This is a genomic window from Lachnoclostridium edouardi, assembly GCF_900240245.1.
Lineage (GTDB): Bacteria > Bacillota > Clostridia > Lachnospirales > Lachnospiraceae > Lachnoclostridium_A > Lachnoclostridium_A edouardi.
The window spans coordinates 1,426,757-1,447,676 of record NZ_OESQ01000001.1; the positions used below are offsets into that span (position 1 = coordinate 1,426,757).

Consider the following 20,920-nt stretch of genomic DNA (forward strand, 5'->3'; position numbering starts at 1 on the left):
AAAAAAATCTGCCCATAAGCTAAACCGGCCATGGACAGATTTTTCAATAATATTAGTACAATAAACGGTTTACGCCGCTGAAAATGCCTCTGATAGAGGATCTGGTAACACTGGAGCTGATACCCACTCCATAAGTTGTCTTACCTGTGTTTTTATCCATAAGATGAATATATGATGCAGCCTGAGCTCCTGAACCTGAGGTTAAAGCGTGCTCGCTGTAATCCAGCACCTTAATGTTAATGCCCAAAGCTTCCTCCATACCTCTCTGAACGGCATCAATAGGACCATTTCCAATGCCCTCAAAGGACTTCTCCACACCGTTTTCTGTGTAAAGAACTTTTGCAAGAGTTGCAAACTCTCCAGACTCTGTTTCTGTATCTGTAATCTGACATTTTTTAAAGTGAAGAGGCTCTTTCTGCTCCAGATAACACTTTTTAAATTCATCCATAATCTGCTCAGGCGATACCTCGCCCTGCTTTTCTGAAATCTTCTGAATAACATCTGCAAACTCTTTGTGCATTCCCTTTGGAAGCTTAAATCCATAGAATGTATCCATTACAAAGGCTACGCCGCCCTTTCCGGACTGGCTGTTAATTCGCACAATAGGCTCGTACTCCCTGCCAATATCACTTGGATCAATAGGCAGATAAGGAACCTCCCAGATCTGGCTGCCTCTCTCTCTGAGAGCCTGCATACCCTTGTTAATCGCATCCTGATGAGAACCGGAAAAAGCTGTAAATACCAATTTTCCTGCATAAGGATGTCTGGGGTCAATGTTCATTTTTGTACAGCGCTCATATACTTCTGAAATATTTTTAATATCTTCTATGTTCAGCTTTGGATCAATGCCTTGTGAGAACATATTATATGCAATATTTAAAATGTCAATATTGCCTGTTCTTTCTCCGTTTCCAAACAAGGTGCCTTCCACTCTGTCGGCTCCCGCCAGCAAAGCCAGCTCTGTAGCTGCAATTCCTGTTCCCCTGTCATTGTGAGGATGTACGCTGAGAATAATGCAGTCTCTATTTTTAAAGTGGCGATGCATCCACTCAATTTGATCCGCATATACATTAGGAGTAGTCATCTCCACTGTAGCAGGAAGGTTGATAATAATTTTATTGTCAGCAGTCGCTCCCCATGTTTCCTGCACTGCTGTACATACTTCCAAAGCATATTCCAGCTCTGTGCCTGTAAAGCTTTCTGGGGAATACTCCAGAATCACCTGGCCGTCGTAATCCTTCATACACTCCTGAACCATTTTAGTTCCGTCTACAGCAATCTGCTTAATCTCTTCCATATTTTTGTGGAACACCACATCCCTCTGAAGAGTTGACGTAGAGTTGTAAATGTGAACAACCGCTTTTTTCACACCCTCTAACGCCTGGAAGGTGCGGCGGATTAAATGCTCCCGGCACTGGGTTAAAACCTGAATCACCACGTCGTCCGGTATCAGCTTTCTCTCCACTAATTGTCTTAAAAAGTCAAATTCTATCTGAGACGCTGCGGGAAAACCAATCTCAATCTCCTTAAAGCCCAGCTTTACAAGCAGATTGAACATCTCTACCTTTTCCTCCACTACCATAGGCTCAATCAATGCCTGGTTTCCATCCCGAAGGTCTACGCTGCACCAAATAGGCGCTTCTTTTATCTCATTATTAGGCCATTGTCTTTCTGGATAATCAACAACCGGAACTCTTTTATATCTTTTATAGTTTAACATATTGTCTCCTCCATTTTCCTGCACTGTCTTTTTGGCAGTCCTCATACACTTGTGTTTTTTTATTAAATTCGCATTACTCCGCCATGTAAAATCCCTGATATACTGCGGAGTCGATAAATCACACTGTGTCTGATCAGGATAAACATGGTAGGCGTTACAGGTCTAACCCCATATTCATCATTCCTTTTTAGCTGTATTTTCAGCTTTATTTTTCAGAGTATTATAACACGAATCAAAATGGAAGACAAGAATGCCAGCTATAACTAAATTTTATACTTCCTATTCCTTTTAGGACTATAAAAGTGGAGCGTCATTTTTCTTTAGATAAGAGAGAAGTCCCCCCTCTTTCATCATTTCCTGAATAAAAAGCGGAAACGGTTCCGCCTGATAAATTGTTCCTCTGGTGTGGTTCCAGATGATTCCTTTAGATAAATCCACCTCCAGCCTGTCCCCTTTTTGCGCTGCAACAGACGCCTGTCTGCATTCTAAAATAGGAAGGCCAATATTAATTGCATTCCGGTAAAAAATGCGGGCAAAGGACGCGGCAATTACACATGTAATTCCACTGGCTTTTATTGCAATAGGCGCATGTTCTCTGGAAGAACCGCAGCCGAAATTTTCACCTGCTGCAATAAAATCTCCCTGTTTTACACCTTTCACAAAATTTTCATCTATATCTTCCATACAATGCGCAGCTAAATCTTCCTCTTTATAAAGCGCCAAATAGCGGGCTGGAAGAATTACGTCTGTGTCTACGCTGTCCCCATATTTGAAAACCTTTCCTGCCATTACAATACCTCCTCAGGCAAAGCAATACTTCCTGCCACCGCGCAGGCCGCCGCTACCTGGGGACCTGCAAGATAAATCTCTGAGCTTTTAGCGCCCATCCGCCCCACAAAATTACGATTTGTTGTGGAAACACATCGTTCGCCGTCAGCCAACACCCCTACATGGCCTCCGTTGCACGGGCCGCAGGTAGGCATACTGATAATTGCCCCTGCTTCTATAAATTGTTCCGTCAGCCCTTCTTTCAACGCTTGAAGATAAGTCTCCCAAGTAGCTGGAATAATAATACATCTGACTCCAGGCGCCACCTTATGTCCTGCCAAAATCCCGGCCGCCTGACGTAAATCTGTAATCCTTCCATTTGTACAGCAGCCAATCACCACCTGATCTACAGGCAGCCCTAAACACTGTTTTACTGGTTTTACATTAGAAGGAAGATGAGGCTTAGCAATCATAGGCTGCAGCTGAGACATATTGATATCTATTGTACATACATATTGAGCGTCAGAATCTGCCTCTTCTGAGATAAATGGTCTTTTTACTCTGCCCTCTAAATACTCCATTGTAATATTATCTATAGGAAAAATCCCATTTTTGGCCCCCGCCTCTATCACCATATTACATATAGTAAATCTGTGGTCCATGGAAATATTTTTAATTCCTTCCCCGGTAAACTCTATACTTTTATATCTGGCCCCGTCTGTGCCCAGCAAACGAATTAAGTAGAGAATTAAGTCTTTTCCCCCGACAAATTCAGAAAAACTACCGCTTAAATTTACTCGTATAGCAGAAGGAACCTTAAACCAGCATTTTCCGGAATACATGCCCGCCGCCATATCAGTGGAGCCTATCCCGGTAGAAAACGCCCCTAACGCTCCATATGTACATGTATGGGAATCGGCGCCAATAATTAGTTCTCCTGGAGCTGCAAGTCCCTGCTCTGGCAGTAAAGCATGTTCTATTCCCATATTTCCTCCGTCATAAAAATGGGAAATTCTCATTTTCTCTGCAAACTTTCGGACTAAAGCACAGTTTCTGGCGGCCTGAATATCTTTATTGGGCGCAAAATGGTCCATCACTAAAACAATTTTTTCAGGATCAAATACTTGAGTGAAACCGTACTTTTCCATTTCTCCTATAGCAATAGGCGCTGTCACATCGCTTCCCATAACCAGATCTACTGAAGCATTAATTAAACTGCCTGCTTTTACCTGATCTGTCCGGCTGTGTCTTGCCAGAATCTTCTGGGTTACAGTCATTCCCATATTTTACAGCTCCTCTCCCATTTCTTTTTTAATCCTGTTTTAATCTTTTCTTATATTCGTCCACCTTATATCCGGCTTCCATTTCTGTCAGTCTTTCCATGCCCACTATTTTGTTATATTCCTCAAAGGTAGTCATTACAGCTCTATCCTCTGTGGCCTTTCTGTTCTTTTTCAGCAGTTCCAGCATATTTTTCATGGCTCTTGCCGCTGTAAAAATTGTCCCTACTGGATAAATAACAATGCTGAAACCTAAGGCCTGTATTTCATCTGCAGACATTACAGGAGTTTTCCCAAACTCTACCTGATTAGCAAATTTATATACCCCGGGAATAGAACCGACTGCTTTCATTTCCTCAGGGCTTCTTAACGCATCTGCATAAATAATATCTGCCCCTGCATCCCGGTATGCCTCCAGACGCCTGATTACTTCGTCCATATTGTGAGTAGCGCGGCAGTCTGTACGGGCAATAATCATCATATCATCTCTGGCCTCCACAGCCGCTCTGATTTTCTCCACATGTTCTTCCATAGGAATTACAGCTTTCTTTTCCATATGCCCGCATCTTTTGGGAAATACCTGATCCTCTAAATGCACTGCCGCCATACCGGCTCTTTCAAATTCCCTGACTGTCCGATATACGTTTAGCGGATTTCCATATCCTGTGTCAATGTCGCCTATAAGAGGAATATGTAATATAGCATTCATATTGGCGCAGACAGAAACCATTTCATTCATAGTCATCAGTCCATAATCAGGCTGTCCTAAAATAGAACCTGAGGCTCCGAAGCCGGTCATAAACGCGGCTTCAAAGCCTGCCTGTTCAATCAGCCTGGCAGACAAACAGTCATAACAGCCTGGAGCCATAATAATCTCCGGATTTTTTAACCTTTCTCTTAAAGCCCTGGCCCCTGATTTTTCACTTGTATTTCTCATCTGTTTCCTTCCTTTCACTGCTTTATTATTTTTTGTCCCAAGCGCTTACAGGCACATAAACATATCCTTCCATAATACGGCGGGCTGTACGGCCAAATACTGCCTGAACAATCCTTCCATTTTCCACTGCAGTATCACATGTAATAATCCCTGCCGGATGTCCGATACGTACCTTATTATCCTTTTTCTCCCCTCTCATTTCATAAACAACAGTACCGGGAGTTACTGCGGCGCATCCTGTACATACAGTTGCTGTACCTGAATATGTTTTGTGCATAATCTGCATAAACATATCTCTGGCTGTAAAGTCAATTTCCTCTTCCCTAATCACAGCCCCATCTATATGACTTTTATAATCCTGGGCCGGACCAATAAAAGCCACCATAGGAACTGCCTTAACTTTTTCTCTGGCAGTCCTTTTATCTGCAATTCCCATTTTCTCTGCTGCCGTGCAGCGTATGCTTTCTAACAATTCCAGCATTTCCAGGTTCGTGTCAATTTGATCCGGGCCTTCTGACCCCGTCAGACCTAAATCAGCCGCCTTTACAAATACCATAGGGCTTCCTGCATCTACCATGGAAACTGTTAAAGAACCAAAACCGTGAATTTCTATTACATCCTTTGGATTGCCTGTAGGCAGCAATTTTCCAGTTTTAGCTCCTATTGTACCGGCCATATCCATGCCAATATAAGCTCCTGTTCCAGGCGTTCCGTAAATTTTATAATCCCCCTCCTCTTTTGGCCTGCCATTTTTTACCGGCACTTGAGCCTGAAATACTTTGTCTGTATTTGTATTATATATACGCACAGTAGTCACCGGCTCTTCTGCCTTTACTAAGCCTTGATACAAGGCAAACGGGCCCACTGCAGAGGATATATTTCCACAGTTGCTGGAATAATCAATGAAGGCTGAATGTATATCTACCTGCCCAAAAGTGTATTCTACATCTGCATCCTCTCTTTTAGAGGGGTTTATAATAGCCAGCTTGCTGGTCAACGGATCAGCTCCCCCTAAACCATTAATCTGCCTGGAATCAGGACTGCCAAAAACCTTTAATATCACCTGATCTCTCACTGCAGGGTCACAGGGGAGATCATTTCCCCGGAAGAAAATTCCCTTGCTGGTTCCTCCTCTCATAATTACACATGGAATTGAGTATGTTTCTGATATATGCATATAATTTCCTTTCTTTTAATTTTCGTCAGCAGGCGGATAAGAAAAATACTGCAGCACTTTTTCGTCATGGCCCGGCAGTATCTGCCCTCCTACTGCTTTTACCTTTTCCAGGCTTTCATAATATTCCCGCAAATCTATATGAATTCCGTTTACAATCATGGGGTCACTTTCATAACATTCATATAAAGCGATTAAATCCCCAGTAATCACGTAAGGTCCCTTTTCTGTATCTACGATTACTGACTGGGAGCCGAGAGAATGGCCGGGGGTTGTAATGACACGAATCCCGTCCATCAGGCAGCATTCTCCTTCTAAGCTGACTACAGAGCTTGGGAAAGATGTATTTTTGTCGTAAGAGCCTGAAAAAATCGGAAGAGAAGGATGAGCCAGCTCCTGTAATTCTGCCTCCTGGGCATAAAATTTTGCGTTGTTAAATAAATGGTTATTACCTGCATGATCCCAGTGAAGGTGCGTAAAAATCACATCAGTAATTTCCTCTGCCTTAACGCCTAACTGCTTCAGCTGATGTTCAAGAGTTTGTTCCAGCCTGCGGGTATAAGGCTGCCATCTGTGATCCGGCGCAGTTCCTCCGGTATCTATCATCACTTTCCGGTCGCCGTCTGTACAATACCAGCAGATTAGGGGAAAAATAATTTCCTTTCCAGGCTCCTTCATATATGCCAAATTAGATTTCTGACGTTTTAAATCTCCTACATGTAATGGATAAATCACAAACTTTCCCACTTGTTATTTCACCTCTTCTGTCCGAAAAAAATGCTTAATACTTTATTTCCTAAAGTTTCCCCACAATGTTCATACAACTTCTCAATTACATTTTCCTGGTTTAAATATACAGGTTCTTCCTTGTAAAATACTTTCTTTTCCCCGTTGGAAAGCTCAAGCTCTACCCGAACCGGCTGTTTCTCTGGAAACTGTAATGTATATTCAGGTTCTTCTTTTAAAGACAGCAAGCCGGCCAGGCGTCTTATACCTGGGTTTTCAAAATCACAGTAATTCCCGTTAGTGATTTTTCCTTTTACTAATGCGGCTGCAAAGTTAAATTGATTGCTCATTCTGGCCTGAAGGAGTTTTTCAAATTTTTCAGAGTTATCGCAGCCTGCATATGTGGTTCCCAGTGCAAATGTATAAATGGTTCCTTTTAAAATTTCTCCCGGAACCACTCCATCCTCTGCAGCTTCTAAGCCTGCCTGAGCTGTAGTTTGTACTAAAGCACAGGCTGGAGCTGGTTTAAACAGTACTTCCATAATTGCAAAATCTTTATTTTCTTTCTGGGTCTCCAGCTTTTCTTTTGACAATCCAAATGCTCTGCATACTCCGGCTTTTCCTTCCAATATTTCTTTAGGCGCCTGAAGTCCTTGTTTCGCCAGCTGCGCTGCCAGAATTCCTGCTTTAGCGGCGTTTCCGTTTTGAATATACAAATCATCTGTGCCTTCTATAGCCCACTGATTAATACCGGATGCCAAACTGGCTGACAGAGAAAACGCCGCAAGCTGCTGCTCTAATGTTAATTTAAGAAGATGGCCGGCAGCTATACAGCTGCCGAAGGTTCCGGTAATTGACGTAGGCCGGAAGCCCCGCGTGCTAAAATCCTGAGAATTAGTTCCTCTGCCCACTTTCGCCATAATCTCATATCCTGCAACAATAGCTGTCAGCAGTTCTTCCATGGAAGCGCCTGTCTCCTCTGCTGCAGCTAAAGCTGCCGGAATAACCACTACCCCAGGATGAGCATTACTGTCTCTGTGAATATCTTCATACAAAATACTTTGAGCATAGACTGCATTTACAAAGGCAGCCTGCTCCATAGTGGTTTTTATATCAGAAAACCAGACGGAGGCCTTCCCAAAAGAACCAGATTCCTCAGCTATTGTTCTGGCTGCTTTTGACCATCTCTCCTCTATTCCTGCATATCCGCAGGATAAGCTGTGAATCACACATAATTTTGCCTTATTTATTACTTTCTCCGGCAAATCTTCATATTTTATGTTATATACAGGCGTTACTAATTTTTCCGAAAGCGTCATAATATCATCCTTTATCAGGTTTACTTAACGGTGAAAGAAATTGTTTTCTTTCCTCCTCTTTAATTGGTTCTGTAAACATACTTATGATTACACAAATAACAATATTGGCGGCTAATCCCCACATTCCTCCCATAAAGCCAAAAGGATTGTTCCAATGTACTGTTCCCAGATAAGTAATAATTAATCCGGCAATATATCCGGCGCAGGCGCCCTTTGGCGTGATCCATCTAAATACAAATATCCCAAGAACAGGAATTAAAATTTGAGTAAAACCTGCCAATGTCAGGTTAATTAAAATTTCTATTGTATTTAAAGAAATAAGAGATAAAGCCACGCCTATAATCAACATTACAATTACAGCTTTTCTGCCCCAGTTTCTGACTTTAACCGAGTCTGCCGAAGGCGCAATAATTCCACCTAAATCTACAGCCACAATAGAGGAGCATGTAACCAAAATAGAGGAAATAGTAGACATTCCCGCTGCCAAAATACCAATAGTTACAAATATTCCCCAGGCAGGAGCAAACTGCGCCATAAAAGCCACTAAGCCGTTTTCAGGATTTGCCATTTCCGGCATAAGAACATGGAAGTTTAATCCGCAAAATACTACTGGAAAACATACGCCAAAACAGAAAAACGCGCCCATATAACCTGCAAGCTTTTTTACAGCGCCTGAGGATTTAGCGGCATAGGAACGCTGCCATACATAAGGGGCGAAGAAACCTCCGCAGCCCTGAAGCACGAAAAATGATAAATACATTCTCCAGTTCCAGTACTCTGTTATGTCCTTGTAATATAATACTTCTGGCGCTGTTTCCATAAGTCTGGACCAGCTTTCATTCCAGCCGCCGTTTTTCCATGCAACAATGAAAAGAGAGCCCCATAAAATAACGATAAATGCCAATCCCTGTGCTGTATCTACCCATGCCTGAGAGTTGAAGCCTCCTAAATAAACGTAAATTCCTACAATCACAGCCGCATACAAAACTCCTATCTGAAATGGAATAAACTCATCTGTAATCCCATTAATCGCCCAGCTTACCCCTCTGATCTGCGCCATCATAGATGGAATACAAAATGCCAGCATACCTAAACCCATAATAATTTTAAATGGTTTGGATTTATAATAGTCTCCGACTAAATCTGCCGGAGTAATGTAATTACGAATCTTACTTAAAGTATAAAAACGCGGTCCTAAAATCCCCATCAGCGAGACCACCAGCAGCTGCCATGTGCTAATTCCTATCCAGCCGATTCCGTTTTTATATACAGACCCTACAACTCCCTGGTATATGCCGGTGGAAAACCATGTAGCCACTGTAGTAAAAAACAGGATAAAATTCCTTGTACCTCCGCCAATAAAATATCCGCGGGCGCTGGAAACAGTTTCCTTGTCAAAGCCAAGCCCTAAACCTACAATCAGATTAAATACAGTGTAAATTACAATTGCAATTAAAGCGGCCACTACATACGCGTTCATTCCTCCACCTCCTCCAGACTATGATCATAACTGTCCCAACAGCATTTAGAACCCCAATATACTAAAATACAGCCTGCAATAATAATTAAATGAATATACCAGACTGTAAACGGCAGATTCAAAAAAACAGGCGTTATTTGATTCAGCCCTGAAAGCATAAATGGACTGAATACAAATATTGTATAAATTGTAAAAAGAATACAGTATAACCCAATTCCATTTTTCATTATTTGCAACCCCCTTATGGTTATATTGATAAAGTCTTTAATACAATAACTGTGTCAGCTCATCCAGATTTTCCAGTTCCTCCAGACGGCTGCATAAATCAATAATTCTATTGATTTTATAAGAACCCATTTCATGTCCGGCCATAAAGCGAAACTTTTCTACAGCCTCTTCCCAGCTTACAGGATTTTCAGGATCTCCTTTGGGATATTCAATATGACATATTTCCTTAGTACCATCCTTCATAGTCACTTCTACTGTGCAGGGATAATATTTGGGGTATACTTTTTCGATTTCAGGATCTAGCACCCAACTGACTTTCTTAGCTGTTTCCAATACCTGAGGGTCCCTAATACTTTCATTTGTGTAATCATCAATATTTTCATGTCCTTTTACCAATCCACACGCAATGGCATATGGCAGTGAAAATTGAGCATCCACTACAGTTTGAGGATCTGCCTTAGTCTCAGCAGGAATAGTCAGCACTTTGATAGAGTATTTGTTTACACGTGCTAAAATAGATTCTACCTGCCTGTAATCAATGCCTCTTTTATACAGCTCCACTCCGGCATCTGCTAAAGGTGCAGAAAATCTGCAGCAGGCGTGAACTTTAATAGATGTATCTGCCATTTCCCATCGTTTTCCAAATTCTTCATATACCTTTGTCTCATTCCAAATATCTTTATAAGAATAAGCCCTCAAGAAACCGTCCTGGCCGTCCCATACTGTAGTGGGCGCTGTATATCCGTTTTTTGCCATTAAAGCGCTGATTACACCGCACATAGACGGATGTCCTGCCTGATAGCGTTTCGACCATGTGCCCTGAGCCTTCCACTCCAGCAAACCGGCTGCCTGGCTGCCTGCTAAGCCTAATGCATAAGTTATTTTTTCTTTATCTAAATTTAAAAGCTTGGCCGCGCCTCCTGCCGCCCCAAATACTCCGCAGGTTCCTGTGGGATGAAAGCCCTGATAATAGGTCTGCCCTTCAAAGGCTTCCCCTAAACGAATGGTAATCTCGGACCCATAAGCAAAGGCTGTAATCACATCTTTTCCGCTTTTTTTGTACTTTTCAGCCAAAGCTAAAATTGCAGGGAATACCACAACAGAAGAATGCTGCGTCCCGTATCTGTGATCATCATCCATATCAAAAGCATGTCCAAATGTGCCGTTAATTAACGCCGCCATCTGTGCTGACGTTTTATAATTGCATCCAATTGCCGTGCTGTCCGGGTTGCCTCCCATTTCACAGGCTGTCTCAAGGCAAATCTGGCTGGATTCCACATGGCGGGAGGCAATAATATTTCCCAAAAGGTCCATAATAAACATTTTAGAATTTTGTACTACGCGCTCAGGCAAATCCTTAAATTCTAGCTGTTCTCCTACTTCTGCAATCTGCTGAGATAATGAAATATTCTTTTCCATAAATAACTCTCCTTTTCTGTAATAGAATCATAAATTTTTTCTGAAAATAATAAGAGCTGCTCTTTAATATCATTTAGAGCAAAAGACATGCCAAACCATAAAGGGGTGAGAAATCTCCATTTATTGCCAATTTCACAAGGGAGAATATAGGAAACTGCCTATTTTATCAATTTTAATTTCCTGTAGTATTTTAGATTTACTATTTAAAACTGTTGCAGTTATTACATTATCTGTTACAATTAATGTAACAGTGTAACACTCACAACAAGACGGAGGGATTAAATTGAGACCTAAAATAGGAATGGTCTGTATTGGACCAATCGGACAGGCTTTAATTAAAGCTATAGATGATATGAATTTAGATGCTGACTTCATTCTTTCCGATTCTATTGCAAAAGATGAAACACAGCTTCCCCCAGAACTTTCTAAAGCTGATGTGCTTTTATCCAGCGGCTATTTAACTAAAGTTTTATATAAACTGACGGATAAACCAATTATTAAAATTGAACCCAGTCTTTTTGATATTCTTTTGGCCTACGACCAGGCTATTTCACTTCATACAGTGCCTGTAATTATACTGCCTGCTGAAACACGCACGCCTCAAATCACTCAGATTCAAAATATTATGTCTGTAGAAGTGGTGTCAGAATATTATGAAACCTTAGACAGCATTGATGCCATTATTTTAAAATATAAAAAATCAGGCTACAGCTGCGTAATCGGCAGCGGCCTTGTATGTGACAGAGCTTCTCATATGGGAATGACTAGTATATTTGTTTATCCCCAGGAATCTCTCCAGTCTTTTATTCATCTGGCTTATGATACAGGGCTGTCTATTTGTCAAAAAACAGAAATAAACCAGCAGCTGACTTCTGTATTTCAATACTCTAAGCAGGGAATTTTATTTACAGATGAAAATGGCAGAATTTCTATTTTCAATAATTTGGCCGAGAAAATTCTGCAGGCAGATAAAGACCAGCTTTCCCGGAGAACCATCACTGAATTTTTCCCTAGAAACCAGCTAAACCCTGTTTTTCATCACAAAGAATCTATTAAATATTTAATGTGCAGTTTTGGAAATGAACATTTTATGGCATCCGCCATACCTATTTTATCAAAAGGCGAACTGAGCAACGTTATGGTTACTATTTCCAGTATTGACGCTATTCAAAAACAGGAACAACATATCCGCAGTTCTCTGGCTTTAAAAGGATTTGTGGCAAAACATCATTTTGAAGATATTATAAGTATCAGCCCCAGGTTTCAAACTCTTCTGAGGGCTGCCCACAGATTTGCAAAAAGCGACGACTGTATCATTATTTTGGGAGAAACCGGCACTGGAAAGGAAGTATTGGCTCAATCTATTCACAACCACAGCAAACGATGTAAAAATCCATTTGTAGCAGTTAATTGCTCTGCTATTAGTGAGAATCTTCTGGAAAGCGAGCTTTTCGGTTATGACGAGGGAGCCTTTACAGGGGCAAAAAAAGGCGGAAAACAAGGATATTTTGAAATTGCTCATAAAGGAACTATTTTTTTAGATGAAATAGGAGAGCTAAGCCTTCCTCTTCAAAGTAAGCTTTTGAGAGTGATTCAGGAACAGCAGCTTGTTCACGTAGGCGGCAGTAAAGTGATTAATTTTGATGTGCGCATTATTGCAGCTACAAATAGAAATCTTTGGGAGCTTGTTCAGCAAAAGCAATTTCGCGAAGATCTGTACTATAGATTAGCTGTATTGGAATTAGAAATACCTCCCCTGCGCCAAAGAAAAGAAGATATTCTCCCTTTATTTCTGGGTTTCATTGCTAAACAGGATAGTATACTGGCTGTTGAATTAGAACAAAATCACCCCTCATTAGGTGAAACGCTTTGTTCTCATACATGGCCGGGAAATGTGCGGGAAATGGAAAATTTTGTGAAAACAATAATTGCAACCAGAGATCCTTCAGAACCAACAGATATTACATGGGAGCTTTTAAAACAAGAAATTTATTACAGAAAGAAAAGATGTGAAGCAGCAGCCACTTTTATTTCAGACAGCTCTGCCCGCCGTTTCTCCCCAGATGAAGAAATGGAAAGAATTCAGGCGGCATTAAATGAAACAAGCGGCAACTATACAAAAGCTGCCGCTCTATTAGGAATCAGCCGTGTTACGCTGTGGCGTAAACTGAAGGCATTTAAAAATCCCAACTTATAATACGTGCCCTTTGGCCTTCATTACCTGTACTACCTGGTCTACATATTTTTCGCAGGTCTCGTGGTCCGGCGCTTCCACCATCACCCGGACTACAGGCTCTGTGCCGGACTGGCGCAGCAGAATTCTGCCGTCGCTTCCCAGCTGCTTTGTTACCTTCTGCACCTGGTTCTGAACATCCGGATCATCCTGAGCCGCCTTTTTATCCTGCACCCGCACATTTGTCAGCACCTGCGGGAAAATAGTAACCTCTGAAGCCAGCTTAGAAAGGGTTTCTTTCTTCTCCAGAACTACTTCCATAACCTTTAAGGAGGTGAGGATTCCGTCTCCTGTGGTGGCGTGTTTGCTGAAAATAATATGGCCGGACTGCTCGCCGCCCAGGCAGTGTCCGTACTGAGCCATATTCTCATATACATATTTGTCGCCTACCGCAGTTTTTTCATAAGCAATATGTGCCTTGTCTAAAGCCTTGTAAAGGCCGAAATTAGACATAACTGTTGTAACAACAGTGTTATTTACAAGAGTGCCCTGCTCCTTCATGTATTTGCCGCAGATGTACATAATCAGGTCCCCGTCTACAACGTTTCCCTTTTCGTCTACAGCGATGCATCTGTCTGCATCTCCGTCATATGCAAAACCAATATCACATTTTTCTGCCTTTACAAATTCCTGAAGATACTGAATGTGAGTAGAGCCGCAGTTTGTATTAATATTTAAACCATTTGGCTCATTATTAATCACATGAGTTTCTGCTCCCAAAGCATCAAACACATTTTTAGCAATGGCGGAAGCGCTTCCGTTGGCGCAGTCTAAAGCTACTTTCTTATTTTTAAAGGAACGTGTAGCAATAGAAATCAAATATCCAATATAGCGGTTTCTTCCTGCTGCAAAGTCTACAGTGCGGCCAATTTGATCCCTGCGGGCCATTGGAATTTCTTCCATCTCCCCGTCCAGATATTTTTCGATTTCCTGGATTACACTTTCCTCCAGCTTTTCTCCCCTCTCGTTAATCACTTTAATTCCGTTGTCATAATAAGGATTGTGGCTGGCTGAAATCATAATGCCGCAGGCAAAGCCTTCTGTGCGCACCACATAGGAAACGCTTGGGGTGGTAGTTACATGAAGCAGAAATACGTCTGCGCCTGAGGCAGTCAATCCTGCCACTAAAGAATACTCAAACATATAGCTGCTGCGTCTTGTATCCTTGCCGATTACCACCTGGCACTTTTCCTCTGGATTCTTCTTTCCATAGTACCATCCTAAAAATCTTCCTACTTTGTATGCATGTTCTACTGTTAAATCTACATTGGCTTCTCCCCGGAAACCGTCTGTTCCAAAATACTTACCCATTGTCTCTCCTTTTGCCGCTACTGCTGTACTTCCAGTGTTTTCAGATATCTGCCTAAAGCGTCCTGCCATGACGGCAGTCTTTCAAAGCCTTCTTCCGTCAGCTTTTCTTTGCTCATACGGCTGTTCATAGGCCTTTTAGCCTTTGCCTGAAACTGGCCGCTGCTTACTGGAGTTACCTTTACTTCTGTCATGCCTGCCTGGCGGAAAATCTCGCAGGCAAATTCATACCAGCTGCAGATCCCCTCATTTGTAGCATGATAACGTCCGTACTTTTCTGTCTGAATCATGTCAACCAACAGTCTGGCCAGATCGTATGTGTAGGTAGGAGAACCGATCTGATCATTTACTACGTTTACAGCTCCATTTTCCCTGCCCAGTCTCAGCATGGTTTTAATAAAATTCTTTCCCCTGCCGAATACCCAGGCGATTCTTACAGTAAAGAAGTTTTCCACCAGCTCCTCCACTGCCAGCTCCCCTTCATACTTTGTCTGACCGTACACATTTAAAGGTTCCCTGTAATCGTCCGGCTCCCAGGGGCGCTCTCCCTGTCCATTAAACACATAATCTGTGCTGATATACATCATTTTAATATTCAGGTCGCGGCACACCCTGGCAATATTTCTGGTGCCCTCTCCGTTTACCTTTCTGCACAGCTCTACATTGTCTTCTGCGGCGTCTACTGCAGTATATGCGGCACAGTGGATAACTGCGTCAGGTTTTGCTTCTGTAATTACTTTTCTGCAGGCTTCAGGGTCAGTAATGTCCATCTCCTCCACGTCCACTCCGATTCCAGTAAGGCCCTGCTTCTCCAGCTGATCCATTACATCATTTCCCAGCTGTCCCTTTACTCCTGTCACAAAAACTCTCATTTTAATCTGTCTCCATACATTTTGTCAAAATACTGACTGTACTCTCCGCTTAAAATATGCTTCCACCAGTCTTCGTTGTCCAGATACCACTGAATTGTCTGTACAATTCCTGTGTCAAAGGTATATTGGGGCTTCCATCCCAGCTCTGTCTCCAGCTTTTTGGGATCTATGGCGTATCTTCTGTCATGTCCCGGTCTGTCTGTAACAAACTTAATCAGACTTTCCGGCTTGTTAAGAGCTTTGAGAATGGTTTTTACAACCTCCAGGTTTGTCCTTTCGTTGTGGCCGCCAATATTGTAAACTTCTCCTTCTCTGCCCTTGTGAATAATTAAATCTATGGCCTGACAGTGGTCTGATACATGAAGCCAGTCTCTGACATTTTCTCCAGTGCCATAAACAGGCAGCTCCTCGTCAGCTAAAGCCCTGCTGATAATCAGGGGAATCAGCTTTTCAGGAAAATGGTAAGGGCCGTAATTGTTGGAGCATCTGGAAATTGTTACAGGCAGCCCGTATGTTCTGTGATATGCCAAAACAAATAAATCTGCGCTGGCCTTTGCAGAGGAATATGGGCTGGATGTATGGAGAGGAGTTTCTTCTGTGAAGAACAAATCAGGCCTGTCTAAAGGCAGATCTCCATATACCTCGTCTGTAGATACCTGATGGTATCTTTTAATTCTGTATGTTCTGCAGGCGTCCAGCAATGTAGTAGTTCCCATTACATTGGTGCGCACAAAAATCTCCGGGTCTGTAATAGAGCGGTCTACGTGACTTTCTGCAGCAAAATTTACTACCATGTCCGGCTTTTCTTTTTCAAACAGATCAAAAATAAACTTTCTGTCTGCAATATCGCCTTTTACAAACTTATAATTAGGCTTATTTTCTACTGGCTTTAATGTCTCCAGATTACCTGCGTATGTAAGCAGGTCCAGATTAATGATTTCGTAGTCAGGATATTTATTTACCATATGATGAACGAAGTTGCCGCCGATAAACCCGGCTCCTCCTGTTACAATTATTTTCATAGCCTGTTTCCTCCGTATTCAGCTGTCTGTATTAGTTATCTTTATTGTGAAGCTTGTCCACATATTTTCCGTCCAGCACATCTTTTAAATACTTGCCGTACTGATTCTTTTTCAGCACTTCATATGTTTCCATTACCTGCTCCTTAGAAATCCATCCGTTCAGATAGGCAATTTCCTCCAGACAGGCAATTTTTCTGTGCTGATGCGTCTCAATGGTCTTTACAAAATTTGTAGCTTCTACTAAAGATTCATGGGTTCCTGTATCCAGCCATGTAAAGCCCTGGCCTAAAAGAGTTACGTCCAGCTCCCCATTTTCCAAATAAATTCTGTTTAAGTCTGTAATCTCCAACTCTCCTCTGGCAGACGGCTTTAAATTCTTTGCATACTCCACGACCTTATTGTCATAAAAATACAGACCTGTCACACAGTAATTAGACTTTGGACGCTCCGGCTTTTCCTCTATAGAGACAGCTTTTCCGTCCTTGTCAAACTCCACAATGCCAAAACGTTCCGGGTCGTCTACATAATATCCAAACACAGTGGCCCCTGTCTGCTTTGCCGCAGCTGCTCTCAGACGCTTCTTTAAGCCCTGTCCGTGAAAAATATTGTCTCCCAGCACCATAGCCACATTTTCACTGCCAATAAAATCAGCGCCTATAATAAACGCCTGAGCCAGTCCGTCCGGGCTTGGCTGCACAGCATATGTGAGATTTACGCCAAACTGAGCCCCGTCTCCCAGCAAAGCCTCAAATCTAGGCGTGTCATCTGGGGTGGAAATAATTAAAATATCTCTGATGCCTGCATTCATTAAAACAGACAGGGGATAATAAATCATTGGCTTATCATAAATGGGAAGCAACTGTTTAGAAGTTACTTTTGTCAGCGGATAAAGTCTGGTGCCGGATCCTCCGGCCAGAATAATACCTTTCATGGCGTTCCTCCTCTACATCTCCTGCTCCTGCAGCTTAGAAAGCTTAGCCGCCTGGTCGGCTGCAATCAGACTGTCGATGATTTCCTCTATATCTCCATTCATAATAGAATCTATTTTGTATAATGTCAATTTAATTCTGTGCTCTGTCACACGGCCCTGAGGGAAGTTATAGGTGCGGATTTTCTCTGAACGGTCTCCAGTGCCGATCTGGCTTCTTCTCTCCTCCGCCTCAGAATTCTGTCTTTTTTCCAGCTCTATATCATACAGCTTAGAGCGCAGAAGGCGGAACGCCTTTTCCTTATTCTGCAGCTGTGACTTTTCTGTCTGGCTGTAAATCACAATTCCAGTAGGAATATGTGTTAAACGCACTGCAGAGTCTGTAGTATTGACGCACTGACCGCCGTTTCCGGAAGCGCGCATAACGTCAATTCTAATGTCCTTGTCATCAATTACAACGTCTACATCCTCCGCCTCAGGCATAACGGCCACTGTTGCAGTGGAGGTGTGAATACGGCCTCCTGATTCTGTCTCCGGCACTCTCTGTACCCTGTGAACGCCGCTTTCATATTTCAGCTTAGAGTAAGCTCCCTGGCCGTTTATCATAAAAATAACTTCCTTAAAACCGCCGATGCCGTTTTCGTTTACACTTACTAACTCAGTTTTCCATCTGTGGCTTTCCGCATAATTTACATACATGCGGTATAATTCAGAAGCAAATAAAGCAGCCTCGTCCCCGCCTGCTCCGGCGCGGATTTCCATAATAATATTTTTGTCGTCGTTAGGGTCCTTTGGAAGAAGGAGAATTTTTAACTGCTGCTCCAGCTCCTCGATTTTTTTCTTGGCGCCAGACAGCTCCTCCTTTGCCATCTCCCTCATTTCTTCATCTGTCTCTTCCTCTAAAAGGGCCAGACTATCCTCTATATCCTGTTTTGCTTGTTTATACTCTTTATAAGCTTCCACAATAGGAGCCAGATCCGCCTGCTCCTTCATCAGCTTTCTGAATCTTCTCTGATCCTCAGCCACAGAAGGATTATTCAATTCCTGCATAAGCTCTTCATAATGGATGAGTATATCATCTAATCTGTCAAACATGGTAACCTCCTGATTATCATTTTACGCCTCCGGGGCCTCTGCCCAAACTACTCTGCTGTTTCCGGCTGCATCCTTTTCTGTGTGTATATTTTTATATTTATGTTCTGAAAGAATTTGGCTGACAGCTTCCCCCTGGTCATATCCAATCTCCAGAAATATTTTTCCCTTTTCCTTTAAATATCCTTTGGCCTCAGCTGCAATTCTGCGGTAGAAAAACAGCCCGTCCTCCATTCCGTCTAAGGCATTAATAGGCTCATAGTCCCGCACCTCCGGCTCCAGACCTTCTATTACCTTTGTGGCAATATAGGGAGGATTTGACACAATCACGTCAAACTTTACTTCTTTATCCAGATTCTTAAATAAATCGCTTTCTATAAGAATCAGCGTCCGGGACTGCAGGGAGCCGTCCTTTCCCTCCCCGGTTACGCAGGCCTGCCATTTATTATCATCTAAAGTATTCGGCCTGTTTTTCACAAAACAAGCTTTTACATTTTCCCAGGCAACGTCCAAGGCTTTCTTAGATATATCAGCCCCATATACTTTTTTGTATTGCCCCAGCACAGAAAGGCTTACAGCCAGACACCCTGAGCCGGTGCACATATCCAGAAGGCAGATTTCCTTTTCTTTGCAGTGCTTTAATACCAACTCTGCCAGGGTTTCCGTATCCTGCCTGGGAATCAGAACATGGCAATTTACATGAAACTCCAGTCCCATAAATTCCTGGGTCCCCGTTAAATGCTGAAGGGGGATTCTGTTTTTTCTTAAATCCAGCCACTTTTCATATTGTTCCCTTTTTTCTAAAATTACCGGATCATTTTCATTTAATTTATCATTTCTTTTTAAAAAAAACTCTGAAAGAGACAGGCCAAACGCCTCCAGCAGAAGCAGTCTGGAATCCAGCTCTCCATCCGGCACTTGGGCCTCCATAAGCTTCTGCCGCCCGTCAGCCCATAATTGCTGCAGCGTCAACACTTTTATTCCTTTCTAGGTCCTTTCTGGTTTCCGGAAAATTCTCTCTTAAATATGCCTTCCAGTCAAATACTGCTTCCACAGCTGCAATAGCCACCTGAATCATGGAATCGTCAGGTTCCTTTGTGGTCAGCCCCTGCATCCAAAGTCCGGGCTTGCTTAAAAGATTGACAACAGGGGAATCGCTTCTCCCCGCCAATCTTAAAAATTCATAAGAGATTCCTGCAATCACAGGTATCAGCACAATTCTGCTTACTACCTTCAGCCAGATTGTATCTACCCTTACAATCATAAAACATAAAATACTAATCAGCATTACAATTAAAAGAAAACTGGTTCCGCAGCGTTTATGCTCCTTAGAACTGTTTCTTACATTTTCCACATTTAACTCCAGCCCATGTTCAATGCAGTTAATACATTTGTGCTCTGCGCCGTGATACATAAATGTCCGCTTTATATCTTCCATTCTGGACACAACTTTAATATATGCAATAAATATAAGGATTCTGATAACGCCTTCTAAAAAAGCCATTACTGTTTCAGACTGAATCACATTTTTTAATAAGTTTGCAAGAAACATGGGAAATATCATAAAGATACCTACTGCCAAAAAGACGGATAATACCATGACAAACCCCATCAGCACCTTTTCTAACTTTTCGCCGAATACTTTATCTAAAAATAATTCTAACCTGCCAGGTTCCCCTGCATCCTCATCGTCCTCCACAAAGCTGGCGGAAAACGTCAAGGTTCTCATTCCTAAAATCATAGAATCTGCAAAGCTGAACACTCCTCTTACAAATGGCAGAGAAAAGAATTTTACCTTTTCAGTCAGGCTGGTATAAGTATCCTTCTGCACCTGAATCTCTCCGTCCGGTTTCCTCACTGCAGTGGCATACTGGTCCCCGTTTTTCATCATAATCCCTTCAATAACAGCCTGACCGCCTATTCCTGAATATTTCAATCTGTCACCTCCCTTATTTTTCTGATTCTGCCCCCAGGGCCTTTATGTTACACAGGAAGTTAAAAATAACTTTCCTCTGTAATAAAACAAGGTTGAGTATAGTGTCGCCACTAAATCCCAACCTTTTCTCTTGCTCATACTTCTTATTTAGCAGTATTAACACCATACTTACGATTGAACTTATCAATACGTCCACGAGCTGCAGCTGCTTTCTGCTGGCCTGTGTAGAATGAATGGCACTTGGAGCAAACTTCTACGTGGATATCTGACTTTGTAGATCCTGTTACAAATTCATTGCCGCAGTTGCAGACAACCTTTGCCTGATAATAATTTGGATGGATTCCTTCCTTCATGTTCTTCACCTCTCACATTGTACTCTGCGGTTTCCGACCGCATATTTTTTATTCATCGCTGTCTTTTTCCATACTTTTTATCTGGTGAGACAGCACAATATAAACAGCTTAAACAGTATATCATA

Annotated in this window: 19 protein-coding genes; 1 reads left to right on the top strand and 18 read right to left on the bottom strand. The window is 42.2% G+C overall.

Features of this window, described 5'->3' with window-relative positions; all coding sequences use genetic code 11:
- Positions 1-52 precede the first annotated feature (52 nt).
- The 10 genes from leuA to C1A07_RS06645 all read right to left on the bottom strand — a co-directional run bounded on the left by leuA (position 53) and on the right by C1A07_RS06645 (position 11,051).
- Complete coding sequence (leuA, locus tag C1A07_RS06600) at positions 53-1,720, bottom strand: 2-isopropylmalate synthase (RefSeq protein WP_101878067.1); 1,668 nt, start codon at positions 1,718-1,720, stop codon at positions 53-55.
- A gap of 294 nt (positions 1,721-2,014) precedes the next feature.
- Positions 2,015-2,509 carry a 3-isopropylmalate dehydratase small subunit gene (locus C1A07_RS06605; RefSeq protein ID WP_101876410.1) on the bottom strand — a complete coding sequence of 165 codons (495 nt, stop codon included), beginning with the start codon at positions 2,507-2,509 and terminating at the stop codon, positions 2,015-2,017.
- The gene (gene leuC, locus C1A07_RS06610) at positions 2,509-3,771 is read right to left on the bottom strand and encodes a 3-isopropylmalate dehydratase large subunit (protein WP_101876411.1); all 1,263 of its coding nucleotides are present in this window, start codon (positions 3,769-3,771) and stop codon (positions 2,509-2,511) included. The genes C1A07_RS06605 and leuC overlap by 1 nt, the downstream gene beginning before the upstream one ends.
- Positions 3,772-3,799: 28 nt before the next feature.
- Positions 3,800-4,705 (bottom strand): isocitrate lyase/PEP mutase family protein, encoded by a 906-nt coding sequence (locus C1A07_RS06615; protein WP_101876412.1) that lies wholly within the window; start codon positions 4,703-4,705, stop codon positions 3,800-3,802.
- 25 nt (positions 4,706-4,730) lie between these two features.
- Entirely contained in the window at positions 4,731-5,882 is a 1,152-nt protein-coding gene (locus C1A07_RS06620) for a 2-methylaconitate cis-trans isomerase PrpF family protein (RefSeq protein ID WP_101876413.1), read from the bottom strand.
- Positions 5,883-5,897: 15 nt separating this feature from the next.
- The gene (locus C1A07_RS06625) at positions 5,898-6,626 is read right to left on the bottom strand and encodes an N-acyl homoserine lactonase family protein (protein ID WP_101876414.1); all 729 of its coding nucleotides are present in this window, start codon (positions 6,624-6,626) and stop codon (positions 5,898-5,900) included.
- A gap of 8 nt (positions 6,627-6,634) precedes the next feature.
- Positions 6,635-7,924 (bottom strand): MmgE/PrpD family protein, encoded by a 1,290-nt coding sequence (locus C1A07_RS06630; RefSeq protein ID WP_101876415.1) that lies wholly within the window; start codon positions 7,922-7,924, stop codon positions 6,635-6,637.
- Between the two features lie 4 nt (positions 7,925-7,928).
- Complete coding sequence (locus C1A07_RS06635; protein WP_101876416.1) at positions 7,929-9,404, bottom strand: sodium:solute symporter family protein; 1,476 nt, start codon at positions 9,402-9,404, stop codon at positions 7,929-7,931.
- The gene (locus C1A07_RS06640; protein ID WP_101876417.1) at positions 9,401-9,631 is read right to left on the bottom strand and encodes a hypothetical protein; all 231 of its coding nucleotides are present in this window, start codon (positions 9,629-9,631) and stop codon (positions 9,401-9,403) included. The genes C1A07_RS06635 and C1A07_RS06640 overlap by 4 nt, the downstream gene beginning before the upstream one ends.
- A 37-nt stretch (positions 9,632-9,668) precedes the next feature.
- Entirely contained in the window at positions 9,669-11,051 is a 1,383-nt protein-coding gene (locus C1A07_RS06645; protein ID WP_101876418.1) for an MmgE/PrpD family protein, read from the bottom strand.
- A gap of 283 nt (positions 11,052-11,334) precedes the next feature.
- Here C1A07_RS06645 and C1A07_RS06650 point away from each other — a divergent pair, with 283 nt between their 5' ends.
- Positions 11,335-13,248, top strand: coding sequence for a sigma 54-interacting transcriptional regulator (locus C1A07_RS06650; protein ID WP_101876419.1), 1,914 nt, complete (start codon positions 11,335-11,337; stop codon positions 13,246-13,248).
- Here C1A07_RS06650 and glmM read toward each other — a convergent pair.
- The 8 genes from glmM to rpmE form a co-directional block, all read right to left on the bottom strand.
- Positions 13,243-14,595: a phosphoglucosamine mutase gene (glmM, locus tag C1A07_RS06655; RefSeq protein ID WP_101876420.1), complete on the bottom strand. Its 1,353-nt coding sequence runs from the start codon at positions 14,593-14,595 to the stop codon at positions 13,243-13,245. The genes C1A07_RS06650 and glmM overlap by 6 nt on opposite strands.
- 17 nt (positions 14,596-14,612) lie before the next feature.
- Complete coding sequence (gene rfbD / locus C1A07_RS06660) at positions 14,613-15,464, bottom strand: dTDP-4-dehydrorhamnose reductase (RefSeq protein ID WP_101876421.1); 852 nt, start codon at positions 15,462-15,464, stop codon at positions 14,613-14,615.
- The gene (rfbB, locus tag C1A07_RS06665; RefSeq protein WP_101876422.1) at positions 15,461-16,486 is read right to left on the bottom strand and encodes a dTDP-glucose 4,6-dehydratase; all 1,026 of its coding nucleotides are present in this window, start codon (positions 16,484-16,486) and stop codon (positions 15,461-15,463) included. Before rfbB ends, rfbD begins: the two co-directional genes overlap by 4 nt.
- Positions 16,487-16,517: 31 nt before the next feature.
- On the bottom strand, positions 16,518-17,417 hold the full coding sequence (gene rfbA / locus C1A07_RS06670) for a glucose-1-phosphate thymidylyltransferase RfbA (protein ID WP_101876423.1): 900 nt from the start codon (positions 17,415-17,417) through the stop codon (positions 16,518-16,520).
- A gap of 12 nt (positions 17,418-17,429) precedes the next feature.
- Positions 17,430-18,509, bottom strand: a complete 1,080-nt coding sequence (gene prfA, locus C1A07_RS06675) for a peptide chain release factor 1 (protein ID WP_101876424.1) — start codon at positions 18,507-18,509, stop codon at positions 17,430-17,432.
- 21 nt (positions 18,510-18,530) lie between these two features.
- Entirely contained in the window at positions 18,531-19,478 is a 948-nt protein-coding gene (gene prmC / locus C1A07_RS06680) for a peptide chain release factor N(5)-glutamine methyltransferase (RefSeq protein ID WP_101876425.1), read from the bottom strand.
- Positions 19,453-20,442, bottom strand: a complete 990-nt coding sequence (locus C1A07_RS06685; protein WP_101876426.1) for a DUF1385 domain-containing protein — start codon at positions 20,440-20,442, stop codon at positions 19,453-19,455. The genes prmC and C1A07_RS06685 overlap by 26 nt, the downstream gene beginning before the upstream one ends.
- 143 nt (positions 20,443-20,585) lie before the next feature.
- On the bottom strand, positions 20,586-20,795 hold the full coding sequence (gene rpmE / locus C1A07_RS06690) for a 50S ribosomal protein L31 (protein ID WP_101876427.1): 210 nt from the start codon (positions 20,793-20,795) through the stop codon (positions 20,586-20,588).
- Between the last annotated feature and the right edge of the window lie 125 nt (positions 20,796-20,920).